We start from the raw sequence: 20,365 nt of genomic DNA, 5'->3' as shown, positions 1-20,365 counted from the left end.
GCGCGCGATGGCCGACACCGTCGCCTACCGTCCGAAACCGAGTGAGATCCCGACTCAGCCCGGCGTCTACCGGTTCCGGGATGCCCACCGGCGCGTCCTGTACGTCGGCAAGGCGAAGAACCTGCGCGCCCGGCTGAGCAACTACTTCCAGCCCTTGCGCAATCTGCACGAACGCACCCGCCGCATGGTGACGACGGCTTCCAGTGTGGAGTGGACCGTCGTCGCGAACGAGTTCGAGGCGCTGCAGCTCGAGTACACGTGGATCAAGGAGTTCAACCCTCCGTTCAACGTGCAGTTCCGCGACGACAAGACCTACCCGTATCTCGCCGTCACGCTCGCCGACGAGGTGCCGCGTGCCATGGTCACGCGCAACCGCGGCATCAAGGGCGCCCGCTACTTCGGCCCTTACACGAAGGTGTGGGCGATCCGAGAGACCCTCGACCTCATGCTCAAGGCATTTCCGATGCGCAGCTGCTCGCCGGGGGTGTATCGCAGAGCGGAGCTCACTGGCAGGCCGTGCCTCCTCGGAGACATCGGCAAGTGCGTCGCGCCGTGCGTCGGCCGGGTCACCGTCGAGGAGCACCGGGAGGTCGCCGACGACTTCGTCTCGTTCATGGCCGGCAACGACACCCGCTTCGTGCGCGCGCTCGAGCAGAAGATGCGCCAGGCGGCCGAGAACCAGGAGTACGAGGCCGCCGCTCGCTACCGTGACAGCATCCAGGCTATGCGCGCCGTGATGGAGAAGACCGCCGTGGTGTTCTCCGACGACGTCGACGCCGACGTGTTCGGACTCGCCGACGACGAGCTCGCCGCGGCCGTGCTCCAGTTCATCGTGCGCGGCGGACGCATCCGCGGCACGCGAAGCTGGGTGGTCGACAAAGAGCTCGACGTCGAGCTCGAGCAGCTCGTCGAAACTGTGCTCGAGAACGCATACGACAGCGAGTTCGCGCCGCCGAAGGAGATCCTCGTGCCGGTGCTGCCCGAGGACTCCACCGAGCTGGAACGCTGGCTCGGCCTCCGGCGTGCCGAAGCCGCCGAGGCGTCGCACAGCAGAGGAGCCATGCCGTCGAAGGTACGGTTGCACGTCGCCCATCGCGGCGAGAAGGCCGCCCTCGCGCAGACCGCGGAACTCAACGCGAAGAACGCGCTCATGCTCTACAAGACGCGGAGGAGTGCGGACTTCGTGGCCCGCTCGCAAGCGCTGGAAGACATCCGTGACGGGCTGGGCATGGCCGAGGCCCCGCTGCGCATGGAGTGCTACGACGTCTCGCACCTGCAGGGCACGAACATCGTCGCCTCCATGGTCGTGTTCGAGGACGGGCTCCCGCGCAAAGACCAGTACCGCAGATTCAGCATCCCCGCGTCCACGGATGACACCGAGTCCATCTACCAGGTGCTCACGAGGCGTCTCGCGTACCTGCGCCCCGGCGCCGACGATGACGGTGAGCCGGAGGAGGAGGGCGCGCGCCGACCCCGCAAGTTCTCCTATCCACCCCAGTTGCTGCTCGTCGATGGCGGTCAGCCGCAGGTCGCCGCCGCGAAACGCGCACTGGAGGAATCCGGCGTGAGCGGCATCCAGCTCGCCGGCATCGCGAAGCGGCTCGAAGAGCTCTGGCTGCCCGATTCCGACTACCCCGTGATCCTGCCACGCAACAGCGACGCCCTCTTCCTCGTGCAGCGCATTCGTGACGAGGCGCACCGCTTCGCGATCACGTTCCAACGCGCCAAGCGCAAACGGGACATCTCATCGACGCTCGCCGAGATCCCGGGGCTCGGGCCGTCGAGAGTACGAGAGCTGCTGAGACACTTCGGCTCCGTTTCCCGCTTGCGCTCGGCCACGCCAGACCTGATCACCGAGGTGAAGGGGATCGGGCCTGGCCTGGCTGCGACGATCCACGACGCACTGCACACGGCAGAGACGGCCGGCGCGTCCGACGACCGCGGAGCGGCCGTGGAATCCACTGATGAGCAGGTCCTCGCGCACGACGCGACGGAATCCGCCCCGACCGCCTAGGCTGGTCAGACCGTCAATTCCACGACCCGAGGCGAAGGATGACCGAGGATCAGACCCCTGAAAGCGAGCAGCACCAGGAGTTGCTGATCGTCACCGGCATGTCGGGTGCGGGCCGCTCCACGGTGGCGAACGCGCTCGAAGACCTCGACTGGTACGTGGTCGACAACCTGCCGCCGCAGATGCTGCGTCCGCTCATCGATCTCGCGGGTCGCGCCGGAGACACGCTGCCTCGCATCGCGGCCGTCGTCGACGTTCGCGGCCGGGACTTCTTCTCCGACCTGCAGGAGATGGTCCAGTCGCTGCGGGGCAGAGCCCAGGTGCGCGTTCTCTTTCTGGATGCCACCGACGCGGCCCTCGTGCGCCGCTTCGAGTCCGTGCGCCGCCCGCATCCGCTGCAGGGCACCGGGACGATCCTGGACGGCATCAGCGCCGAACGCGCCCGCGTTCGCGAGTTGCGGGAATCGGCCGACATCATCATCGACACGTCGGACCTCAACATCCACCAGCTCGCGGTCGAGATCAACCAGATCTTCGCCGCCAGCGACGCCGCAGACATCCAACTGACGATCATGAGCTTCGGGTTCAAGTACGGTCTCCCGCCCGACGCCGATCTGGTAGCCGACGCCCGCTTCCTGCCCAACCCGTTCTGGCAGCCCGACCTGAGGGCGCACACCGGACTCGATACCGACGTGCGCGAGTACGTGCTCGAGCAGCAGGGCGCGCTGGAATTCGTCGACGGCTACGCCTCGGCATTGCACCCGGTGCTCGCCGGGTACCGCAGAGAGAACAAGCGGCACGCCACGATCGCGGTAGGCTGCACGGGGGGCAAGCATCGCTCGGTGGCCATCGCGGAAGCGCTGGCAGCGCGCCTGCGCGATGCTCCCGGCGTCGCGGTGGCGATCAAGCACCGTGATCTCGGCCGGGAATGACGCATCGTCACGGCCTCCCTGCCCGTACCGGCAGCCATGCACTCACAGAACGGACCCACACGATTGGCACTGACCGCTGACGTCAAAGAAGAACTCCTCGGCGTCGAGGCGGGCAAGAACACCGTGCGGGCGGCCGAGCTGGCCACCATCCTGCGCCTGGCGGGAGGCCTCCACCTCATCTCCGGCCGTATCGCCGTGGAGGCGGAGCTCGACTCCCCGCAGCTGGCCCGCCACGTGCGCAAAGCACTCGCCGAACTGTACGGAGTGCGCAGCGAGGTCTCGGTGACCTCGGCAGGCGGCATCCGCAAGAACACCGTGTACACGGTGCGCGTGCTCGACGGGGGAGAGACGCTCGCCCGTCAGACGGGCCTGCTCGACCAGCACCGCCGCCCCATCCGCGGTCTGCCGAATCGGCTGACCACGGGGGCCAAGGACGAGCTCGCCGCTGTCTGGCGCGGTGCGTTCCTCGCTCACGGGTCGCTGACCGATCCGGGCCGCTCGGCCGCACTCGAGGTCACCTGTCCCGGGAACGAGTCCGCGATGGCGCTCGTCGGCGCGGCCGGCCGCCTGGGCATCTCGGCGAAGGCACGCGAGGTGCGGGGCGTGCACCGGGTCGTCATCCGCGACGGTGAGGCGATCAGTGCCATGCTCACGCGCATCGGGGCGACCGAGACGGTGCGCACCTGGGAAGAGCTGCGCCAGCGGCGTGAGGTGCGCGCCACGGCCAACCGCCTGGTCAACTTCGACGACGCCAACCTGCGCCGCTCCGCGCAGGCCGCCGTCGCTGCCTGCGCTCGGGTCGAGCGCGCCATGGAGATCCTCGGACCCACCATCCCCGACCACCTCAAGTACGCGGGCGAGCTGCGTCTCGCTCACCGGGACGCGAGTCTCGACGAGCTCGGCCACCACGCGGATCCGCCGATGACGAAGGATGCCGTCGCCGGCCGAATCCGCCGCCTGCTCGCGATGGCCGACAAACGGGCAGTGGAGATCGGCATCCCCGGCACCGAGGCGAATCTCCCCGCAGACCTGGACTGATCTCGCGCCCGACGGGGTCGGGGCAGCCGTCACTAAACTGAGAGAGTTGCTCTCACCGTGGGTGTCGACACGCCCCTCGGTGGGAAATATCACGCGAACACGAGGAGAGAGTGAATGGCTGACTACACGCTTCCGGACCTTCCGTACGACTACTCGGCGCTCGAGCCGAGCATCAGCGGAACGATCATGGAACTCCACCACGACAAGCACCACAAGGCCTACGTCGACGGGGCAAACACCGCCATCGCCAAGCTCCAGGAGGCGCGGGACGCCGACGACCTGACGAACGTCAACAAGCTGGAGAAGGACCTCGCGTTCAACCTCGCCGGCAACGTGAACCACACGGTCTTCTGGACGAACCTGTCCCCGGACGGCGGCGACAAGCCGACCGGCGAGCTCGCTGCGGCGATCGACGAGTTCTTCGGCTCGTTCGACAAGTTCCGCGCGCACTTCACGGCATCGGCTCTGGGAATCCAGGGTTCCGGCTGGTCGATCCTCGCGTGGGACTCGCTGGGTCAGAAGCTGATCATCGAGCAGCTCTACGACCACCAGGGCAACCTCGCCACCGCGACCGTCCCGCTGCTCATGCTGGACATGTGGGAGCACGCGTTTTACCTCGACTACCGGAACGTGAAGGCGGACTACGTCAAGGCATTCTGGAACATCGCGAACTGGGGTGACGTGCAGGAGCGCTTCATCCGCGCCCGCGAAAAGACCTCTGGGCTGCTGCTACTGTCGTAAGCGGATGGGTGTCCCGGGCGGACGCCGTCCGGGACACCGTCGTCCGTTCGTTTCCTTTCCCGAAATCCAGCGCCGAACGGCGCCCCAGTAACAGGAGTCCTTACGTGTCCGTGAAGATCGGCATCAACGGGTTCGGCCGCATCGGTCGCAACTACTTCCGCGCAGCGCTGGCCAAGGGCAGCGACCTCGAGATCGTCGCCGTCAACGACCTGACCGACAACGCGGCCCTTGCCCACCTGCTCAAGTACGACTCCGTCGGGGGCCGCCTCGGTGCCACGGTCGAGCTCGACGGCGACAACATCGTCGTGAACGGCAAGCCGATCAAGGTCCTCGAGGAGCGCGATCCCGCCAAGCTGGGCTGGGGAGACCTCGGCGTGGATGTCGTCATCGAGTCCACCGGACGTTTCACCAAGGCCGAGGATGCCCGCAAGCACCTTCAGGCCGGCGCCAAGAAGGTCATCATCTCGGCTCCCGCCAGCGGTGACGACGGCACCTTCGTCGTCGGCGTGAACGAGGACACCTACGACCCGGCGACCATGGACATCCTGTCCAACGCCTCCTGCACCACGAACTGCCTCGCGCCCCTGGCCAAGGTGTTCAACGACACGTTCGGCATCGAGCGCGGCTTCATGATGACCGCGCACGCCTACACCGCCGACCAGAACCTGCAAGACGGCCCCCACAAGGACCCGCGCCGGGCCCGTGCCGCCGCCATCAACATCGTGCCGGCCTCGACCGGTGCCGCGAAGGCCATCGGGCTCGTGCTTCCGGAGCTCAACGGGAAGCTGAGCGGTTCGTCGTACCGCGTGCCGGTTCCCGTGGGCTCGATCGTGGACCTCACGCTGGTCACCGGCCGCGACAACCTCACGGTCGACGAGATCAACGCCGCGTACAAGGCCGCGGCAGCCGACGGACGGTTGAAGGGCATCCTCGAGTACACCGACGACCCGATCGTCTCCTCCGACATCCAGCACAACCCGCACTCGTCGATCTTCGACGCGGGCCAGACCAACGTCAGCGGCAACCTCGTGAAGGTCTCCAGCTGGTACGACAACGAGTGGGGCTACTCGAACCGCCTGGTGGACTTCACCGAGTACGTGGCCGAGCGCCTCTAGTCGCCGCACGAGGAACTCGCGTGACGCTCCGAACACTCGACTCACTGGGTTCGCTCGCCGGTCGCACGGTCGTCGTCCGTTGTGATCTCAATGTCCCGTTGAAAGACGGGGAGATCACCGACGACGGCCGTGTCCGTGCGTCGCTGCCCACCTTGAACGCGCTCATCTCCCAGGGCGCCCGTACCATCGTCGTCTCGCACCTCGGGCGACCCGACGGTGCCCCCGACGCGAAGTACAGCCTCGCTCCGGTCGCGAAGCGGCTCGGCGAGCTCCTCGGCAAGCCGGTGGCGTTCGCCTCCGACACCGTCGGCGACTCCGCGAAGAATACCGTCGCGTCCCTCACCGACGGTGACGTCGCGGTGCTCGAGAACCTCCGATTCAACCCGGAGGAGACGAGCAAGTCCGCCGACGAGAGGGCGGCGTTCGCCGGCAAGATCGCCTCGTTCGGTGACGCGTTCGTCTCCGACGGGTTCGGCGTGGTGCACCGCAAGCAGGCCAGCGTCTACGAGCTCGCCCAGGCGCTGCCCAGCGCAGCCGGCCTGCTCATCGCCGCCGAGCTCGACGTGCTCGACCGTCTCACCGGAACGCCCGAGCGGCCCTACACCGTCGTTCTCGGCGGGTCGAAGGTCTCCGACAAGCTCGGTGTCATCGGCCATCTGCTTCCGCGCGTGAACACGCTGCTGATCGGTGGCGGCATGCTGTTCACGTTCCTCGCCGCCCAGGGATTCAAGGTGGGCTCCAGCCTTCTCGAAGAAGACCAGATCGAGACGGTGCGCGGGTACCTGGCACAGGCCCAGGAACTCGGTGTGGAGCTCATCCTGCCGACCGACATCGTGGTGGCCTCGAAGTTCGGTGCCGACGCCGAGCACGAAGTGCGTCCGGTGCAGTCGCTGGAGGAGACGCCGTGGGGCGCCTCCGGCCTCGGCCTCGACATCGGACCGGAGACCGCGTCGAAGTTCGCCGAGATCATCCGCGAATCGGTCACCGTGTTCTGGAACGGCCCGATGGGCGTCTTCGAGCTCGAGCCCTTCGCGGCCGGCACCCGCGAGGTGGCGCAGGCGCTCACGCAGACGCGCGGCCTCAGCGTCGTTGGCGGGGGAGACTCCGCGGCCGCCGTCCGTGCTCTCGGTTTCGACGATGAGCAGTTCGGCCACATCTCCACCGGAGGCGGCGCGAGCCTGGAGTTCTTGGAGGGCAAGTCGCTGCCCGGTCTGGAGGTTCTCGGATGGCAAGCGTGACAACGGGCCAGGTGCAGCAGAGCGGTCGAACGCCGCTCATCGCCGGCAACTGGAAGATGAACTTCGACCACTTGCAGGCGATCGCGTTCGTGCAGAAGTTGGCCTGGAGCCTCAAGGATGCCGGCCACGACTTCGGCGCCGTCGAGGTGGCGGTCTTCCCGCCGTTCACCGACCTGCGCAGCGTGCAGACGCTCGTGTCGGCCGACAAGCTGCCGATCGTCTACGGCTCACAGGATGTCTCGCAGTACGCTCCCGGGGCCTACACCGGTGACATCGCGGCTGCGTTCCTCGCCCAGCTCGATTGCACCTACGCGATCATCGGCCACTCCGAGCGGCGCACGCTGTTCGGCGACACCGACGAGATCGTGGCGGCGAAGACTGCCGCGGCCGTGGCATCCGGTCTCACCCCGCTGATCTGCGTCGGCGAGACGGCCGACGACCTCGAGCAGCACGGAGCCAGCGCTGTTCCGGTGGCGCAGCTGAACGCCGTACTCGACGCGATCCCCGCCGGCACCGACTTCGTCGTCGCGTACGAGCCGGTCTGGGCCATCGGCTCCGGCCAGGCGGCGACTCCGGACCAGGCGCAACAGGTCGCCGCCGCGCTGCGCACGGCGATCGCCGATCGCAAGGGCGACGAGGCGGCCTCGGCCACACGCATCCTCTACGGCGGTTCCGTGAAGGCGGAGAACATCGCCGGCTTCATGCGGCAGCCCGACGTCGACGGCGCACTCGTCGGAGGCGCGAGCCTCGACGTCGATGGCTTCTCGGCTATCGTCCGGTACCAAAAGCACGTGGGCGTGTAGCCGAACCGACCACTGTCGCGGGACCGAACCACTGTCGCGGGGCCGAAGACCGATATACTTGTCCTCGGCCTCGCGACTCTGTCGCGGGACCGGCCCCCATCCGAAAGGCGTTACTTCGTGCAGATTCTCACGGTCGTGCTCCAGGTTCTGCTCGGCATCACGAGCCTCCTGCTGACCCTCCTCATCCTGCTGCACAAGGGACGCGGCGGCGGCCTGTCCGACATGTTCGGCGGCGGCATGACGTCCAACCTGGGCGCCTCCGGCGTCGCAGAGCGCAACCTGAACCGCATCACCGTGATTCTCGCTCTGGTGTGGATCGCGTGCATCGTCGTCCTGGGGCTCATCACCAAGTTCAGCGCGTAACCGCCACGATCGGCACGCGCTCGCGATCAAGGAGGATTCATGGCAGCAGGCGGCAGCGCGATCAGGGGATCCCGGGTCGGATCGGGCCCGATGGGGGAGCAGGACCACGGTTACCACGCCGAGCGCGTCGCCGTGCGGTACTGGGACGCCCTCGGCAACGAGACGGTTCGCTACTTCGCCGCGAACCTTCCGGCAGAAGAGATCCCCGACACCATCGACTGCCCCACGTCGGGCCTTCCTGCCGGACGTGACAAGGAGAACCCGCCGGCGCTGGCGAAGCTGGAGCCGTACAAGACGCACCTGGCCTACGTGAAAGAGCGTCGCACCGAAGAAGAGGCCGAGCAGCTCCTCGAAGACGCGCTTCAGCAGCTTCGTGCGCGTCGCGGTCGGCTGACACCGACCAAGTGACGCAGCGCCCCTGAGACAACACTCCTGAGACGACACCCCTGCGGCGACGCCGCGAGGAGACAACGCGAAAGGCGGGGTCACGAACCGTGAGGTTTCGTGACCCCGCCTTTCGCGTGGGTGAGGCGGTTCGTCAGTACTCCGGCGCGATGAGGTTCTCCGGAACCTCCGCCGCCGCCTCCCTGTCCACGAAGAACACGGTGCGCTTGCGTCCCTTCGCGCCGGCAGCGGGCACTTCCGTGTAGCTCGCACCGGCCAGTGCCAGCCCCAGGGCGGATGCCTTGTCCGAGCCCGCGAGCACGAGCCAGATTCGCGCCGACGCGTTCAGCACCGGCCGGGTGAGGCTCAGCCTCTCCGGCGGGGGCTTCGGCGAGTTCCGCACGGAGATGACCGTGCGCTCGGTCTCGCGGATGCCGTCCCGATCCGGGAACAGCGACGCGATGTGCCCGTCCGGCCCGACGCCGAGGAAGGTGATGTCGAAGCGCGGGAAGACGGCCGTCGAGTCGCCGAAGATCGCGAGGTCGCGAGCGTAGGCATCCGCTGCTTCGTCCAGTCCGAGACCGGAGTCCGCTGCCGGGAACGGGTGCACGTTCTCTTCGGGAACCTCGATGCGCGACAGCAGCGCCTCACGCGCCTGCTTCTCGTTGCGGTCGTCGGATGCGGCTTCCACCCACCGCTCATCGCCCCACCAGAAGTGCACGCGCGACCAATCGACCGTGCGGACCGCGTGCGAGTCGGCGATGGCGGCCAGCACGCCGATGCCGACGCTCCCGCCGGTCAGACAGATGTGCACCCGGTCGAGCTCGTCGAGCAGATCTGCCGTCTTGGTCAGGAACCGCGCCGCGACCGCCGCGACGAGTGCGTCCTTGTCGGGGTGGACCAGCACCCGCCGTTCGTTGGTCATCGTGCAGCGACTCCCTGTTCCTCCGCCTCCAGCAGAGGCAGACCCTTCGTCAGGACCTCACCGTACAGCTCGTCCGGGTCGAGGCGTCGCAGTTCCTCGGCGAGGCAGTCACGCAGGTTGCGGCGCGGGAGTGCCAGGTCGTGCGTCGGCTGGCCGGGCTGGGTGAGCGTGGCCAGGTCGGGCATGTCGCGCACCAGCTCGATGGTGCCGGAGGCGCGCCGCAGCTGCACGCCGTGGATGCCGCTGAGCCCGCGCTGGCGAGCGGTCAGGTCGTGCTGCACCGGAGCATCCAACTGCAGGCGCAGCCACGCGGCGAGCAGCACCGTCGACGGCGAGTCGGGGGCACCGGAGACCTCGACGGACTCGATCGGCTCGTACGGCGGCTGGTCGAGCACGGCGGCGAGCTGGGCTCGCCACAGCGTCAGGCGGGTCCACGCGAAGTCCGTGTCGCCGGGGGCGTACGTGTCGGCCAGATGCAGCAGGGCCGCGTGCGGGTCACCGGCAGAGGAGGAGTCCGTGATGCGGCTGGTGGCGATGCGGCCGAGCGCGGAGGTGGAGACGACGTCGGGGGCGGTTCCCGGCCACCAGACCACGACCGGAGCGTCGGGCAGCAGGAGCGCGGTGACCAGGCCTTCCTCGTCACTGGCGGTCTCGCCGTAGGCGCGCAGCACGATGACCTCACTCGCGCCGGCGTCGCCGCCCACGCGGATCTGCGCGTCCAGTCGGCTCTCCGCGTCGGCGTGCGGGTGGTCGGGGTCGGCGGTGGAGACCACGATGACACGCATCGGATGCTCGCGCGACGCCTCGTTCGCTGCCTCGATGACCTCTTCCTCCTGGCCGAGCCGGGTGGCGATGATCAGTGTGAGCACACGGCCGAGAGCGACCGCACCGCCCTCTTCGCGGATCTTGATCAGCGTCTTCGAGACATTGCTGGTCGTGGTGTCGGGCAGATCGACGATCATGGGCGCCTCCAGGTGCGGCCGTCACGGGCGAGAAGTTCATCAGAGGATGCCGGACCCCACGTTCCCGGCCGATACTGCTCCGGGGCACCGTGGGAAGCCCAGTACTCCTCGATCGGGTCGAGGATCTTCCACGAGAGCTCGACCTCTTCGTGGCGCGGGAACAGCGGCGGATCCCCGAGCAGCACATCGAGGATGAGCCGCTCGTACGCCTCCGGGCTGGCCTCGGTGAACGCATGGCCGTAACCGAAGTCCATGCTCACGTCCCGCACCTGCATGCCGGCGCCGGGAACCTTGGACCCGAACCGGATCGTCACACCCTCGTCGGGCTGCACCCGGATCACCAGCGCGTTCTGGCCCAGAGCCGACGTCTGCGACTCCGCGAACAGCTGCTGCGGTGCACGCTTGAACACCACCGCGATCTCCGTCACCCGACGACCGAGCCGCTTGCCCGCCCGAAGATAGAACGGAACACCCGCCCACCGACGAGTACCGATGTCGAGCTTGATCGCAGCGTACGTCTCAGTGGTCGACTGCGGGTTCATGCCGTCTTCTTGCAGGAAGCCGACGACCTTCTCGCCGCCCTGCCAACCACTCGAGTACTGTCCGCGCGCCGTGGCGGTGGACAGGTCTCGGGGCAGACGCACCGCCTTGAGCACCTTCTCCTTCTCGGCCCGCAAGTCGGCGGCATCGAACGACACCGGCTCCTCCATCGCGGTGAGAGCCAACAGCTGCAGCAGGTGGTTCTGGATGACGTCACGCGCCGCGCCGATGCCGTCGTAGTACCCGGCACGGCCGCCAACACCGATGTCCTCGGCCATCGTGATCTGCACATGATCGACGTAGTTCGCGTTCCAGATCGGCTCGTACAGCTCGTTGGCGAAGCGCAGCGCGAGGATGTTCTGCACCGTCTCCTTGCCGAGGTAATGATCGATGCGGAACACCGAGTCCGGCGGGAACACGGTCTCGACGACATCGTTCAACTCCCGAGCAGTCTTCAGGTCGCTTCCGAACGGCTTCTCGATGACAACCCGGCGCCATCCCTTCGACTGCTCCGCGAGACCGGAGCGCCGCAGCTGCTCGGTCACGAGCGGGAACGCCTTCGGCGGGATGGAGAGGTAGAACGCGTGGTTGCCCATCGTGCCGCGTTCGCGGTCGAGCGCGTCGACGGTGTCCTTCAACCGCTCGAACGCGGCGTCATCATCGAACTCGCCGGAGACGAAACGGATGCCCTGGGCCAACTGACGCCAGACCTCGTCACGGAACTCCGTACGCGCATGCTGCTTGACCGCTTCGTACACGACCTTCTCGAAGTCTTCGTTCTCCCAATCGCGCCGAGCGAAGCCGACCAGCGCGAAGCCAGGGGGCAGCAAGCCGCGATTCGCCAGGTCGTAGACAGCAGGCATCAGCTTCTTGCGCGACAGGTCACCCGTCACCCCGAAGATGATGAGACTGCTCGGACCGGCGATGCGGTTCAATCGTCGATCGGTCGGAACCCGCAAGGGGTTGGAGTGCGCGGTGATCTCCACCGGTGACATGGATCTCCTCGTGTCGATTCAGGCGTTCACGTCGCCGAACAACGTCTCGATGTTCGTGGACGTGTCGGTGAGTGTGAGCGTGAGTACGGGACGTCCGTGTTCGCGGAGCACGGAGGCATCCCCGTCGGCCTGCGCAGTGATGAGCTGGCCGAACGTGAAGGGCCGGCCGGGAACCTGCAGGTCCGACGACTCGTCGGTGAGGATCTGCAGGAACACGCCGACGGCGGGTCCACCCTTGTGGAACTGACCGGTGGAGTGCAGGAAGCGCGGTCCCCAGCCGAATGTCACGGGGCGCTTCGCACGAGCGGCGAGCAGGTCGCGGATGCCCGCCAGCTGCGGCAGCGCATCACGATCCGCGTAGGCCTGGACTGCCACGTACCCGTCGGCCGGCAACTGCGCGAGCAGTGCGCTGATCGCCGCGTCGACCGTGCTCGCGCCGTCCAGCAGTGCGGCGTCGGCGCGCACCTCGATGCCGTCGTCGACGAAAATCGGTGACGCCGGGGCGGGGCGGGAGTCCAGCATGCTGCGCGCAGCCGCTTTCGCCGACTCCACATCGGGCTGGTCGAACGGGTTGATGCCGAGCAGACGGCCGGCGACCGCGACCGCGTACTCCCAGACCAGGAACATGGCGCCCAGGCTGCCCGAGACGAGGATCTCGCCGTCGTGGCGGTCGGCGGGGAACAGGTGGTGCATCGCGGCGTTGTCCACCAGTCGCACGATCTGCAGGTCGGGGAGGTTTTCGCCGAGCTCCGGAGAGACCACGTCGAGCACGACGGGAAGAAGACCCTTGCCCTGCTTGCCCGTGGACTCGGCGACGAGCTGCTCGGCCCAGTCGGCGAATCCGACGATGTGCGTGCCATCGGCGAGGATGCCGAGCTTGTCGCGCAGCGGCTGCGTGCCGGCGATGGCCGCTCCCAGGATGAGGCCGGGGTTGGTCGGGTCATCGATCGCGAGTTCGAGCGCGATGGTCTCGGCTTCTTCGAGGAGCTCTTCGATGTCGAAGCCCGCCAGTCCGGCGGGGACCAGCCCGAACGCCGTCAACGCCGAGTACCGGCCTCCGACGTTCGGGTCCGCGTTGAACACGGCGTATCCCGCTTCGCGAGCGGAGGCGTCCAGCGGCGAGCCGGGATCGGTGACCACGACGATGCGCTCGGCGGGATCGATCCCTGCGTCGCGGAATGCCTTCTCGTACGCGCGACGGTGACTGTCGGTCTCCACAGTGGACCCCGACTTCGACGAGACGACGAGCACCGTCTTCCCCAGCCGGTCGTCCACCGCCGCGATCACCTGCCCCGGGTCTGTCGTGTCCAGCACGGTCAACTCCAGATTGCCGGTGCGCGCGATCACCTCCGGAGCGAGGGAAGATCCGCCCATACCACTGAGCACGACGTGGTCGAGCCCGGCGGAGAGGAACTTCTCGCGCAGCTCGACGATGCGGGGGACCAGCGGGCGCGAGATCGCGACCGCTTCGGTCCAGCCCAGGCGGATGCCCGCCTCGGCCTCCGCATCGGCACCCCAGAGCGCGGCATCCTGGGCGGTGATCCCGGATGCCACCAGGTCGTTCACGAGCGACGGGACGTGCCGCGCTACCGCAGCCTCCGCCCCGCCGCTGACGTGAATCTTGAAGCTCACTGAACGGTCGCCTTTGCGCCGGCGTCCTTCAGCGCGGCAGCGACGGTGTCGAGGAGCTCGCCCCACGACACGATGAACTTCTCGACGCCCTCGTCCTCGAGCGTCTTGGTGACGTCGTCGTACGAGATGCCGAGAGCGGCGATCTTGTTCAGGACCTCGTTGGCCTCGTCGTACGTTCCGGCGATCGTATTGCCGGTGATCTCACCGTGGTCGAACGTGGCCTCGAGCGTCTTCTCCGGCATTGTGTTGACCTCGTCGGGTGCGACCAGGCTCGTCACATACAGCGTGTCGGAGTAGGCCGGATCCTTGACCCCCGTTGATGCCCACAGCGGCCGCTGCTTGTTCGCGCCGGCCGCCAGCAGCACCTTCGCCCGCTCCGAGTCGAAGGCCTGCTCGAACACCTGATAGGCGAGGCGCGCGTTCGCGACGGCGGCCTTGCCCTTCAGAGACTCCGCCTCGGGGGTACCGATCGCCGACAGTCGCTTGTCGATCTCGGAGTCGACGCGCGAGACGAAGAACGAGGCGACGGAACGGATCGTCGACAGGTCGATGCCCGCGGCCTTCGCCTGCTCGAGCCCGCTCAGGTACGCGTTGATCACCTGGCGGTGACGTTCCAGGCTGAAGATCAGGGTCACGTTCACGCTGATGCCGGCCGCGGTCGCCTCCGTGATGGCCTCCAGGCCCTCGACGGTGGCCGGAATCTTGACCATCGCGTTCTTCTTGCCGACCTTCTCCCACAGCTGCTTGGCCTGGGCGATCGTGCCGGCCGCATCGTGTGCGAGTCCCGGCTCGACCTCGATGGAGACACGGCCGTCCTTGCCGCCTGACGCCTCGTAAACCGGAGCGAACACGTCGGACGCGTTACGCACATCCGTCGTGGTGATCTCGAAGACCGCCTCGTGCACGTCCTTGCCCGCAGCCGCGAGCTCGCGCACCTGCTCGTCGTACGCCTCGCCCTTGGACAGGGCGGTCGCGAAGATGGTCGGGTTCGTCGTCACGCCGACGACGTTGCGCGTGTCGATCAGCCGCTGCAGGCCACCGGAAGTGATGCGCTCGCGCGACAGGTCGTCGAGCCAGATGCTGACGCCTTCGGCCGCGAGTCGTGCGGTGCTGGATTCGGTCATTGCTTTCGCCTCTTCTTCTCTACTTCTACGTTCTGCTCGCTCGGCCCTACTGGGCGGCGAGCGTCTCCTTGGCTGCGGCGACCACGGCGTCGGTGGTGATGCCGAACTTCTGGAACAGGGTCTTGTAGTCGGCCGACGCGCCGAAGTGCTCGATCGAGACGCTGCGCCCCTTGTCTCCGACGTACGGGAGCCAGCCGAGCGCGCGACCTGCCTCGACCGAGACGCGTGCGGTCACGGATGCGGGCAGCACCGACTCCTTGTACTCGTCGGTCTGCTCCTCGAACCACTCGAGGCTCGGTGCGGAGACCACGCGGGCGTTGACGCCATCGGCCTTGAGCGCCTCGCGCGCGTCGACCGCCAACTGCACTTCCGAACCCGTGGCGATGATGATCACGTCGGGGGTGCCGTTCGGGGCCTCCGCGAGCACGTAGGCGCCCTTGGCGACGTTCGCCGCCGATGCGAACGTGTCACCGGATGCTTCGCCGTCGCCGCGCTCGAACACCGGGATGTTCTGGCGGGTCAGCGCGATGCCGGCGGGCGCGCCGCGCCGCTTGAGCAGCTCGAGCCACGCGTATGCGACCTCGTTCGCGTCGCCAGGGCGCACCACGGTGAAGTTCGGAATGAGCCGCAGCGTCGTCAGCTGCTCGATCGGCTGGTGCGTCGGGCCGTCTTCTCCGAGGGCCACGGAGTCATGGGTCCAGACGAAGATGGAGGGCACGTTCATCAGGGCGGCCAGGCGGAGCGCGGGGCGCTGGTAGTCGCTGAAGATGAGGAAGGTACCGCCGAACGGGCGCGTAGGACCGTGCAGGACGATGCCGTTCAGGATGGCCGCCATCGCGTGCTCGCGAATGCCGAAGTGCAGCACTCGACCGTACGGGTTGCCCGCCCACTCGTGGGTGGAGCGCTCGGCGGGGACGAAGGATGCCGCGTCCGAGATGGTCGTGTTGTTCGACTCTGCGAGGTCGGCCGAGCCGCCCCACAGCTCGGGGACGACCGGCGCGAGCGCATTCAGCACCTTGCCGCTGGCGGCGCGGGTGGAGACATCCTTGCCCGGCTCGAACACCGGCAGCGCCTCGGCCACGCCTTCCGGCAGCTCGCCGCTGAGGAGCCGGTCGAGCAGCGCCTTGCGCTCCGGATTGGCCTCGGCCCACGCGTCGAATCCGACCTGCCACTGCGCGCGCTGGTCAGCGCCCCGCTCGATCGCCTTGCGTGTGTGCTCGAGCACCTCGTCGGCGACCTCGAACGTCTGCTCGGGGTCGAAACCGAGCACCTCCTTCACGGCGCGCAACTCGTCGGCGCCGAGTGCGGACCCGTGGATCTTGCCGGTGTTCTGCTTCTTCGGACTCGGCCAGCCGATGATGGTCTTGAGGATGATCAGCGACGGCCGGTCGCTGACCGCCTTCGCCGTCTCGATCGCGTCGAAGAGCTCCTGCACGTCCTCGACGTACTGGCCGGTCTTCTTCCAGTCCACGACCTGCACGTGCCAGTGGTAGGCCTCGTAACGCTCCTTCACGTCTTCGGTGAAGGCGATGTTCGTGTCGTCCTCGATGGAGATCTGGTTGCTGTCGTAGAAGACGACGAGATTGCCCAGCTCCTGGTGGCCGGCGAGCGAGGATGCCTCGGAGGTGATGCCCTCTTCGAGATCGCCGTCGCTGGCGATCACGTAGACGAAGTGGTCGAACGGGCTTGTTCCGGGCGCGGCGTCGGGATCGAACAGGCCGCGCTCGAAGCGGCTCGCATAGGCGAAGCCGACGGCGGAGGACAGTCCCTGACCGAGCGGGCCGGTGGTGATCTCGACGCCGTCCGTGTGCCCGTACTCCGGGTGGCCGGGTGTGAGTGAGCCCCAGGTGCGCAGCGCCTTGAGGTCGTCCAGCTCGAGGCCGTAACCGCCGAGATAGAGCTGCACGTACTGGGTCAGCGAGCTGTGGCCGGCCGAGAGGACGAAGCGGTCGCGGCCGAGCCAGTGCTGGTCCTTCGGGTCACGGCGCATCACGCGCTGGAACAGGAGGTAGGCGGCGGGAGCGAGGCTCATCGCGGTGCCGGGATGCCCGTTGCCCACTTTCTCCACGGCGTCCGCCGCGAGGACGCGCGCGGTGTCGACCGCCTTGTTGTCAATGGGATCCCACTGCAGAGCTGCCACTTGAGACTGACCCTTCTTTGTTCGTCGGTGCGAAAAGGGGCCCGTCGAACGGACCCGCACCGGTGGAGGTAGTGCGCGCGCCCCAGACTTCTTCGGCACCCATGCAGACACCGTCACACGCGCCCGCACGGGCGCGCGAAAAAGAGCAATGCATCGATAGGCGAGCACTGACAAGTATAGGGAGATTGCCAATAACGCCGCCCGCTTTCGGCTGTCGCGAGATGTGGGCTTCCCACAACGTCCCGGCGCCGCGTAGCATGTCGGGCCCGTCCACCACAGGGCGCTCGGAGAACCCGGTGCTCACGATGACCTAGACTCGAATGCGCAGCTTTCACGTGATAGAGGAGCGATGGGCGTAGTGGTCGAGAGCCGGGTCCCCCCGGCACGGATCGGTTTCCGACGCAAGTTCCAGGCGTATGTGGCTCTGACGAAACCGCGCGTCATGGAGCTCCTGCTCGTGACGACGATTCCGGTGATGTTCCTTGCCGCTCAGGGCGTGCCGAACCTGTGGCTCGTCGTCGCGACGGTCATCGGAGGTGCGATGAGCGCCGGGTCGGCGGCAGCGTTCAACTGCTACATCGATCGCGACATCGACAAAATCATGGCGCGTACGAAGAACCGGCCGCTCGTCACCGGTGAACTGACGCCGCGCGAGGCGTACGTGTTCTCGTGGGCGTTGGCGGTGGCATCCACGGTGTGGCTGTACTTCACCACGAACTGGCTCGCCGCGGCCTTATCCGTCGCCGCGATCCTGTTCTACGTGCTCCTCTACACGCTGTGGCTCAAGCGTCGAACGCAGCAGAACATCATCTGGGGCGGTATCGCCGGATGCTTCCCCGTGCTCATCGGTTGGGCTGCGGTCACCGGGTCCCTCGATTGGGCGCCGTTCATCCTGTTCGGAGTCGTCTTCCTCTGGACTCCACCGCATTACTGGCCGTTGTCGATGAAATACCGTGACGACTACAAGTCGGTGGGCGTGCCGATGCTCGGCGTCACCCGCGGCCGAGCCGCCGTCGGGCTCCAGGTCATCCTGTACGCCTGGGCGACGGTCGCGTGCTCGCTGCTGCTCATCCCCGTGGCGCACATGGGCCTCGTCTACACGGTCACGGCGCTCGCCTCGGGCATCTGGTTCGTCTACGAGACGCATCGTCTGTACGCACTCGCGATCCGGCACGAGAACCCGTCGCCGATGCGCGTCTTCCACGGCTCGATCACGTACCTCACGGTGCTGTTCCTGGCCATCGCGATCGACCCGATCCTTCCGTTCTGATCGTGTCGACGCTCAAGACCCCGCTCGGCTGGCTGGCCGACCGTTACACGCTCTCACCCCGTTCGCTGCGCTGGGCAACCACGGCATCGCTGGTGGTCAGCATCCTCATCGTGCTCGGCGGTGGCATCGTCCGTGTCACCGGGTCCGGTCTCGGATGCCCCACGTGGCCGACCTGCAACGCCACGTCCGTCACACCGACGCCTGCCATGGGCATCCACGCGGTCATCGAGTTCTCGAATCGCATGATCACCGTGCTGCTGTGTTTCGCCGTCGCCTGGACGATCATCGCGGCCCGCCTCCAGAAGCCCCGCGTGCGCAGCATCACGCGTCTGGCGTGGTCGCAGTTCTGGCTCGTCGTCGTCAACGCCGTCGCCGGCGGCATCAGCGTCTGGACGGGCCTCAACCCGTACGTCGTGGCCTTCCACTTCGTCATGGCGATGGGTCTCCTCACGACCACGACGCTCACCTGGCACCGGGTGCACGAGCGCGCCGTGGCCGCGGATGCCCGAGCCCGACTCACGTCACCGGCTCGCATCCTGAGCTGGTTGCTCGCCGGCCTCACGGCGGTGCTCATCGTCGTGGGCACGCTGGTCTCGGGCTCCGGACCGCATTCGGGCGATCCAAACGCGTTGAATCGCATGCAATTCGACTGGATCGACATCACCGTCGTGCACGGCGTGCTCGGAACGCTGACCCTGGTGGTCGCGATCGCACTGGCCGTGGTGCTGTGGCGCTCGCGCGCCACGGTGCCGCTGCTGCGCGTGGCGACCTTCCTCGCCGTGGTCGTGGTGCAGGCGGCCATCGGCCTGGTGCAGGCGCTCACCGCGCTGCCCGAGCTGCTCGTAGCGGTGCACGTGGTATTCGCCGCCCTCGTCTGGGTCGGAGCGTTGCGCGTCGTCCTCGACGTGAATCCCGGTCTGTTCCCGTCGGTGCACGCGGCCGCTGAGGAGTCAGAGCCGACGCCCTCGCGTACTGAGCAGCTCGCCGGGCGCGCCGGCTGAAGCGCTGTGCATTCCCGTTCGCAGGTTCTCTGAGCGCAGCAGTCCAGCAGTCGCGATGCATCCAGGGGGAGCGTTGACCGGCGATGCCCCGGCGCACGATGGGCCACGAGACATGACGAGGGCCGACGGACTCACGGACGGCCCACGCGGTACTCGCACCACGCGACACACCACCCGCCGTGGGCACCGCATCATGAAAGCGCTCGCGACGACGGCACGCACCCTCGCGATCGCTCTGATCGTCGCCCTCGTCACCGCACCGCTGTGGCCCACGGTGGCGGCCGCCTTCTCGCCGGGTCGTCCCGGTGCACCGGGCGGGCCGCTCGCGGGCATCCTCGCCACGCTCCAGTACACTCCCGCGCTCACCTGGCTGGGCAACAGCCTCTTCGTGGCCATGACCACCACCGTCGTGGCGATCGCGGTGGCCGCTCCCGCCGCGTACGCGCTCTCCCGAGCCCGCGGACGCCTGGTGGCGGGCTTCTCGCTCGTGCTGTTCGTGGTGCAGTCGCTCCCGGTGATCGTGCTCGTCATTCCGCTCTTCGTGCTGTTCGCACGCGTCGGCCTCGTGGACTCACTCGGCGGTCTCACGCTCGTCTACATCGGGCTGGCCGTCGCCGTGGCGGTGTGGATGCTCACCGCCTACATCGACACCGTCCCGGTGCGGCTCGAGGAGTCGGCCTGGCTCGACGGATGCTCCGTGTTCGGCTCGTTCGTGCGCGTCGTGCTCCCCGCGTGCTGGCCCGGCATCGTCTCCACCGCCATCTACTGCTTCCTGCTCACCTGGAACGACTATCTGGTCGCGCTGGTCTTCATCAAGTCGAACGCGCTCTACACGCTGCCGATCGGCCTGCAATCCGCGCGCACGCCCGGACTGATTCTCGTCATCGTGCTGCCACCCCTCCTGCTTTTCGGTCTGCTGCACCGGTTCTTCGCGGTCGGCGGCATCGCCGGCTCGCTCGCGGATCGCTGACGCGCCGTCGCCCGAAGCGTTCCCGCCGGGGCTTCGATGTGCCGGGCGAATTCCGTCCGCCGGAGCGGCGAGGCCCGTGAGGTTGCCGGGCATTCCACACGTGCACCAGGCTCGCCCTGTAGAATCGTGTGCGTTCACCGAGCGCACCGTTCGCGCTCGCCAGCCGTCCGCACAATCCGAC

Annotated in this window: 18 protein-coding genes; 12 read left to right on the top strand and 6 right to left on the bottom strand. The window is 67.6% G+C overall.

Going from position 1 to position 20,365, the window contains the following annotated elements:
• The first annotated feature begins 7 nt into the window (after window positions 1-7).
• The 9 genes from uvrC to H623_RS0102425 all read left to right on the top strand — a co-directional run bounded on the left by uvrC (window position 8) and on the right by H623_RS0102425 (window position 8,649).
• Window positions 8-2,014: an excinuclease ABC subunit UvrC gene (gene uvrC, locus H623_RS17355; protein WP_022899363.1), complete on the top strand. Its 2,007-nt coding sequence runs from the start codon at window positions 8-10 to the stop codon at window positions 2,012-2,014.
• A gap of 38 nt (window positions 2,015-2,052) precedes the next feature.
• The gene (rapZ, locus tag H623_RS0102460) at window positions 2,053-2,943 is read left to right on the top strand and encodes an RNase adapter RapZ (protein ID WP_022899362.1); all 891 of its coding nucleotides are present in this window, start codon (window positions 2,053-2,055) and stop codon (window positions 2,941-2,943) included.
• A gap of 63 nt (window positions 2,944-3,006) precedes the next feature.
• On the top strand, window positions 3,007-3,981 hold the full coding sequence (gene whiA, locus H623_RS0102455) for a DNA-binding protein WhiA (RefSeq protein ID WP_022899361.1): 975 nt from the start codon (window positions 3,007-3,009) through the stop codon (window positions 3,979-3,981).
• 114 nt (window positions 3,982-4,095) lie between these two features.
• A complete protein-coding gene (locus H623_RS0102450; RefSeq protein WP_022899360.1) occupies window positions 4,096-4,722 on the top strand; it encodes a superoxide dismutase in 627 nt (208 codons plus the stop codon).
• 104 nt (window positions 4,723-4,826) lie between these two features.
• Window positions 4,827-5,837 (top strand): type I glyceraldehyde-3-phosphate dehydrogenase, encoded by a 1,011-nt coding sequence (gene gap, locus H623_RS0102445; protein WP_022899359.1) that lies wholly within the window; start codon window positions 4,827-4,829, stop codon window positions 5,835-5,837.
• Window positions 5,838-5,857: 20 nt separating this feature from the next.
• Window positions 5,858-7,075 carry a phosphoglycerate kinase gene (locus H623_RS0102440; RefSeq protein ID WP_022899358.1) on the top strand — a complete coding sequence of 406 codons (1,218 nt, stop codon included), beginning with the start codon at window positions 5,858-5,860 and terminating at the stop codon, window positions 7,073-7,075.
• Window positions 7,063-7,878 (top strand): triose-phosphate isomerase, encoded by an 816-nt coding sequence (tpiA, locus tag H623_RS0102435; RefSeq protein WP_022899357.1) that lies wholly within the window; start codon window positions 7,063-7,065, stop codon window positions 7,876-7,878. Before H623_RS0102440 ends, tpiA begins: the two co-directional genes overlap by 13 nt.
• A gap of 117 nt (window positions 7,879-7,995) precedes the next feature.
• The gene (gene secG / locus H623_RS0102430) at window positions 7,996-8,241 is read left to right on the top strand and encodes a preprotein translocase subunit SecG (protein ID WP_022899356.1); all 246 of its coding nucleotides are present in this window, start codon (window positions 7,996-7,998) and stop codon (window positions 8,239-8,241) included.
• Between the two features lie 39 nt (window positions 8,242-8,280).
• A complete protein-coding gene (locus H623_RS0102425; protein WP_022899355.1) occupies window positions 8,281-8,649 on the top strand; it encodes an RNA polymerase-binding protein RbpA in 369 nt (122 codons plus the stop codon).
• 130 nt (window positions 8,650-8,779) lie between these two features.
• Here the strand turns inward: H623_RS0102425 and pgl are convergent, their stop codons facing one another.
• Genes pgl through tkt form a run of 6 tightly spaced genes read right to left on the bottom strand, consistent with a single transcriptional unit; the run spans window position 8,780 to window position 16,943 of the window.
• Window positions 8,780-9,550 carry a 6-phosphogluconolactonase gene (gene pgl, locus H623_RS0102420; RefSeq protein WP_022899354.1) on the bottom strand — a complete coding sequence of 257 codons (771 nt, stop codon included), beginning with the start codon at window positions 9,548-9,550 and terminating at the stop codon, window positions 8,780-8,782.
• Window positions 9,547-10,512: a glucose-6-phosphate dehydrogenase assembly protein OpcA gene (locus H623_RS0102415; RefSeq protein ID WP_022899353.1), complete on the bottom strand. Its 966-nt coding sequence runs from the start codon at window positions 10,510-10,512 to the stop codon at window positions 9,547-9,549. Before H623_RS0102415 ends, pgl begins: the two co-directional genes overlap by 4 nt.
• A complete protein-coding gene (gene zwf / locus H623_RS0102410; RefSeq protein WP_022899352.1) occupies window positions 10,509-12,047 on the bottom strand; it encodes a glucose-6-phosphate dehydrogenase in 1,539 nt (512 codons plus the stop codon). Before zwf ends, H623_RS0102415 begins: the two co-directional genes overlap by 4 nt.
• 18 nt (window positions 12,048-12,065) lie before the next feature.
• Complete coding sequence (locus tag H623_RS0102405) at window positions 12,066-13,679, bottom strand: glucose-6-phosphate isomerase (RefSeq protein WP_022899351.1); 1,614 nt, start codon at window positions 13,677-13,679, stop codon at window positions 12,066-12,068.
• On the bottom strand, window positions 13,676-14,803 hold the full coding sequence (tal, locus tag H623_RS0102400) for a transaldolase (RefSeq protein ID WP_022899350.1): 1,128 nt from the start codon (window positions 14,801-14,803) through the stop codon (window positions 13,676-13,678). The genes H623_RS0102405 and tal overlap by 4 nt, the downstream gene beginning before the upstream one ends.
• 46 nt (window positions 14,804-14,849) lie before the next feature.
• Window positions 14,850-16,943 (bottom strand): transketolase, encoded by a 2,094-nt coding sequence (gene tkt, locus H623_RS0102395; protein ID WP_022899349.1) that lies wholly within the window; start codon window positions 16,941-16,943, stop codon window positions 14,850-14,852.
• Between the two features lie 349 nt (window positions 16,944-17,292).
• On the opposite strand from tkt, the gene H623_RS0102390 reads away from it, so the two are divergent.
• The 3 genes from H623_RS0102390 to H623_RS17350 all read left to right on the top strand — a co-directional run bounded on the left by H623_RS0102390 (window position 17,293) and on the right by H623_RS17350 (window position 20,184).
• Complete coding sequence (locus H623_RS0102390) at window positions 17,293-18,213, top strand: heme o synthase (protein ID WP_026939820.1); 921 nt, start codon at window positions 17,293-17,295, stop codon at window positions 18,211-18,213.
• Between the two features lie 2 nt (window positions 18,214-18,215).
• Window positions 18,216-19,214 (top strand): COX15/CtaA family protein, encoded by a 999-nt coding sequence (locus H623_RS0102385; protein ID WP_022899347.1) that lies wholly within the window; start codon window positions 18,216-18,218, stop codon window positions 19,212-19,214.
• Between the two features lie 112 nt (window positions 19,215-19,326).
• Window positions 19,327-20,184, top strand: a complete 858-nt coding sequence (locus H623_RS17350) for a carbohydrate ABC transporter permease (protein ID WP_022899346.1) — start codon at window positions 19,327-19,329, stop codon at window positions 20,182-20,184.
• Window positions 20,185-20,365 lie beyond the last annotated feature (181 nt).

It is taken from the genome of Humibacter albus DSM 18994 (genome assembly GCF_000421825.1).
Taxonomy (GTDB): domain Bacteria; phylum Actinomycetota; class Actinomycetes; order Actinomycetales; family Microbacteriaceae; genus Humibacter; species Humibacter albus.
This window is presented reverse-complemented; position numbering and strand designations above follow the sequence as displayed.

Bases quoted from the DNA above. Each gene is read 5' to 3' on its own strand.
- uvrC (WP_022899363.1), top strand. From the start codon at position 8: ATGGCCGACACCGTCGCCTACCGTCCGAAACCGAGTGAGATCCCGACT.
- rapZ (WP_022899362.1), top strand. From the start codon at position 2,053: ATGACCGAGGATCAGACCCCTGAAAGCGAGCAGCACCAGGAGTTGCTG.
- H623_RS0102450 (WP_022899360.1), top strand. From the start codon at position 4,096: ATGGCTGACTACACGCTTCCGGACCTTCCGTACGACTACTCGGCGCTC.
- tpiA (WP_022899357.1), top strand. From the start codon at position 7,063: ATGGCAAGCGTGACAACGGGCCAGGTGCAGCAGAGCGGTCGAACGCCG.
- H623_RS0102425 (WP_022899355.1), top strand. From the start codon at position 8,281: ATGGCAGCAGGCGGCAGCGCGATCAGGGGATCCCGGGTCGGATCGGGC.
- pgl (WP_022899354.1), bottom strand. From the start codon at position 9,550: ATGACCAACGAACGGCGGGTGCTGGTCCACCCCGACAAGGACGCACTC.
- H623_RS0102415 (WP_022899353.1), bottom strand. From the start codon at position 10,512: ATGATCGTCGATCTGCCCGACACCACGACCAGCAATGTCTCGAAGACG.
- zwf (WP_022899352.1), bottom strand. From the start codon at position 12,047: ATGTCACCGGTGGAGATCACCGCGCACTCCAACCCCTTGCGGGTTCCG.
- tal (WP_022899350.1), bottom strand. From the start codon at position 14,803: ATGACCGAATCCAGCACCGCACGACTCGCGGCCGAAGGCGTCAGCATC.
- H623_RS0102390 (WP_026939820.1), top strand. From the start codon at position 17,293: ATGGGCGTAGTGGTCGAGAGCCGGGTCCCCCCGGCACGGATCGGTTTC.
- H623_RS17350 (WP_022899346.1), top strand. From the start codon at position 19,327: ATGACGAGGGCCGACGGACTCACGGACGGCCCACGCGGTACTCGCACC.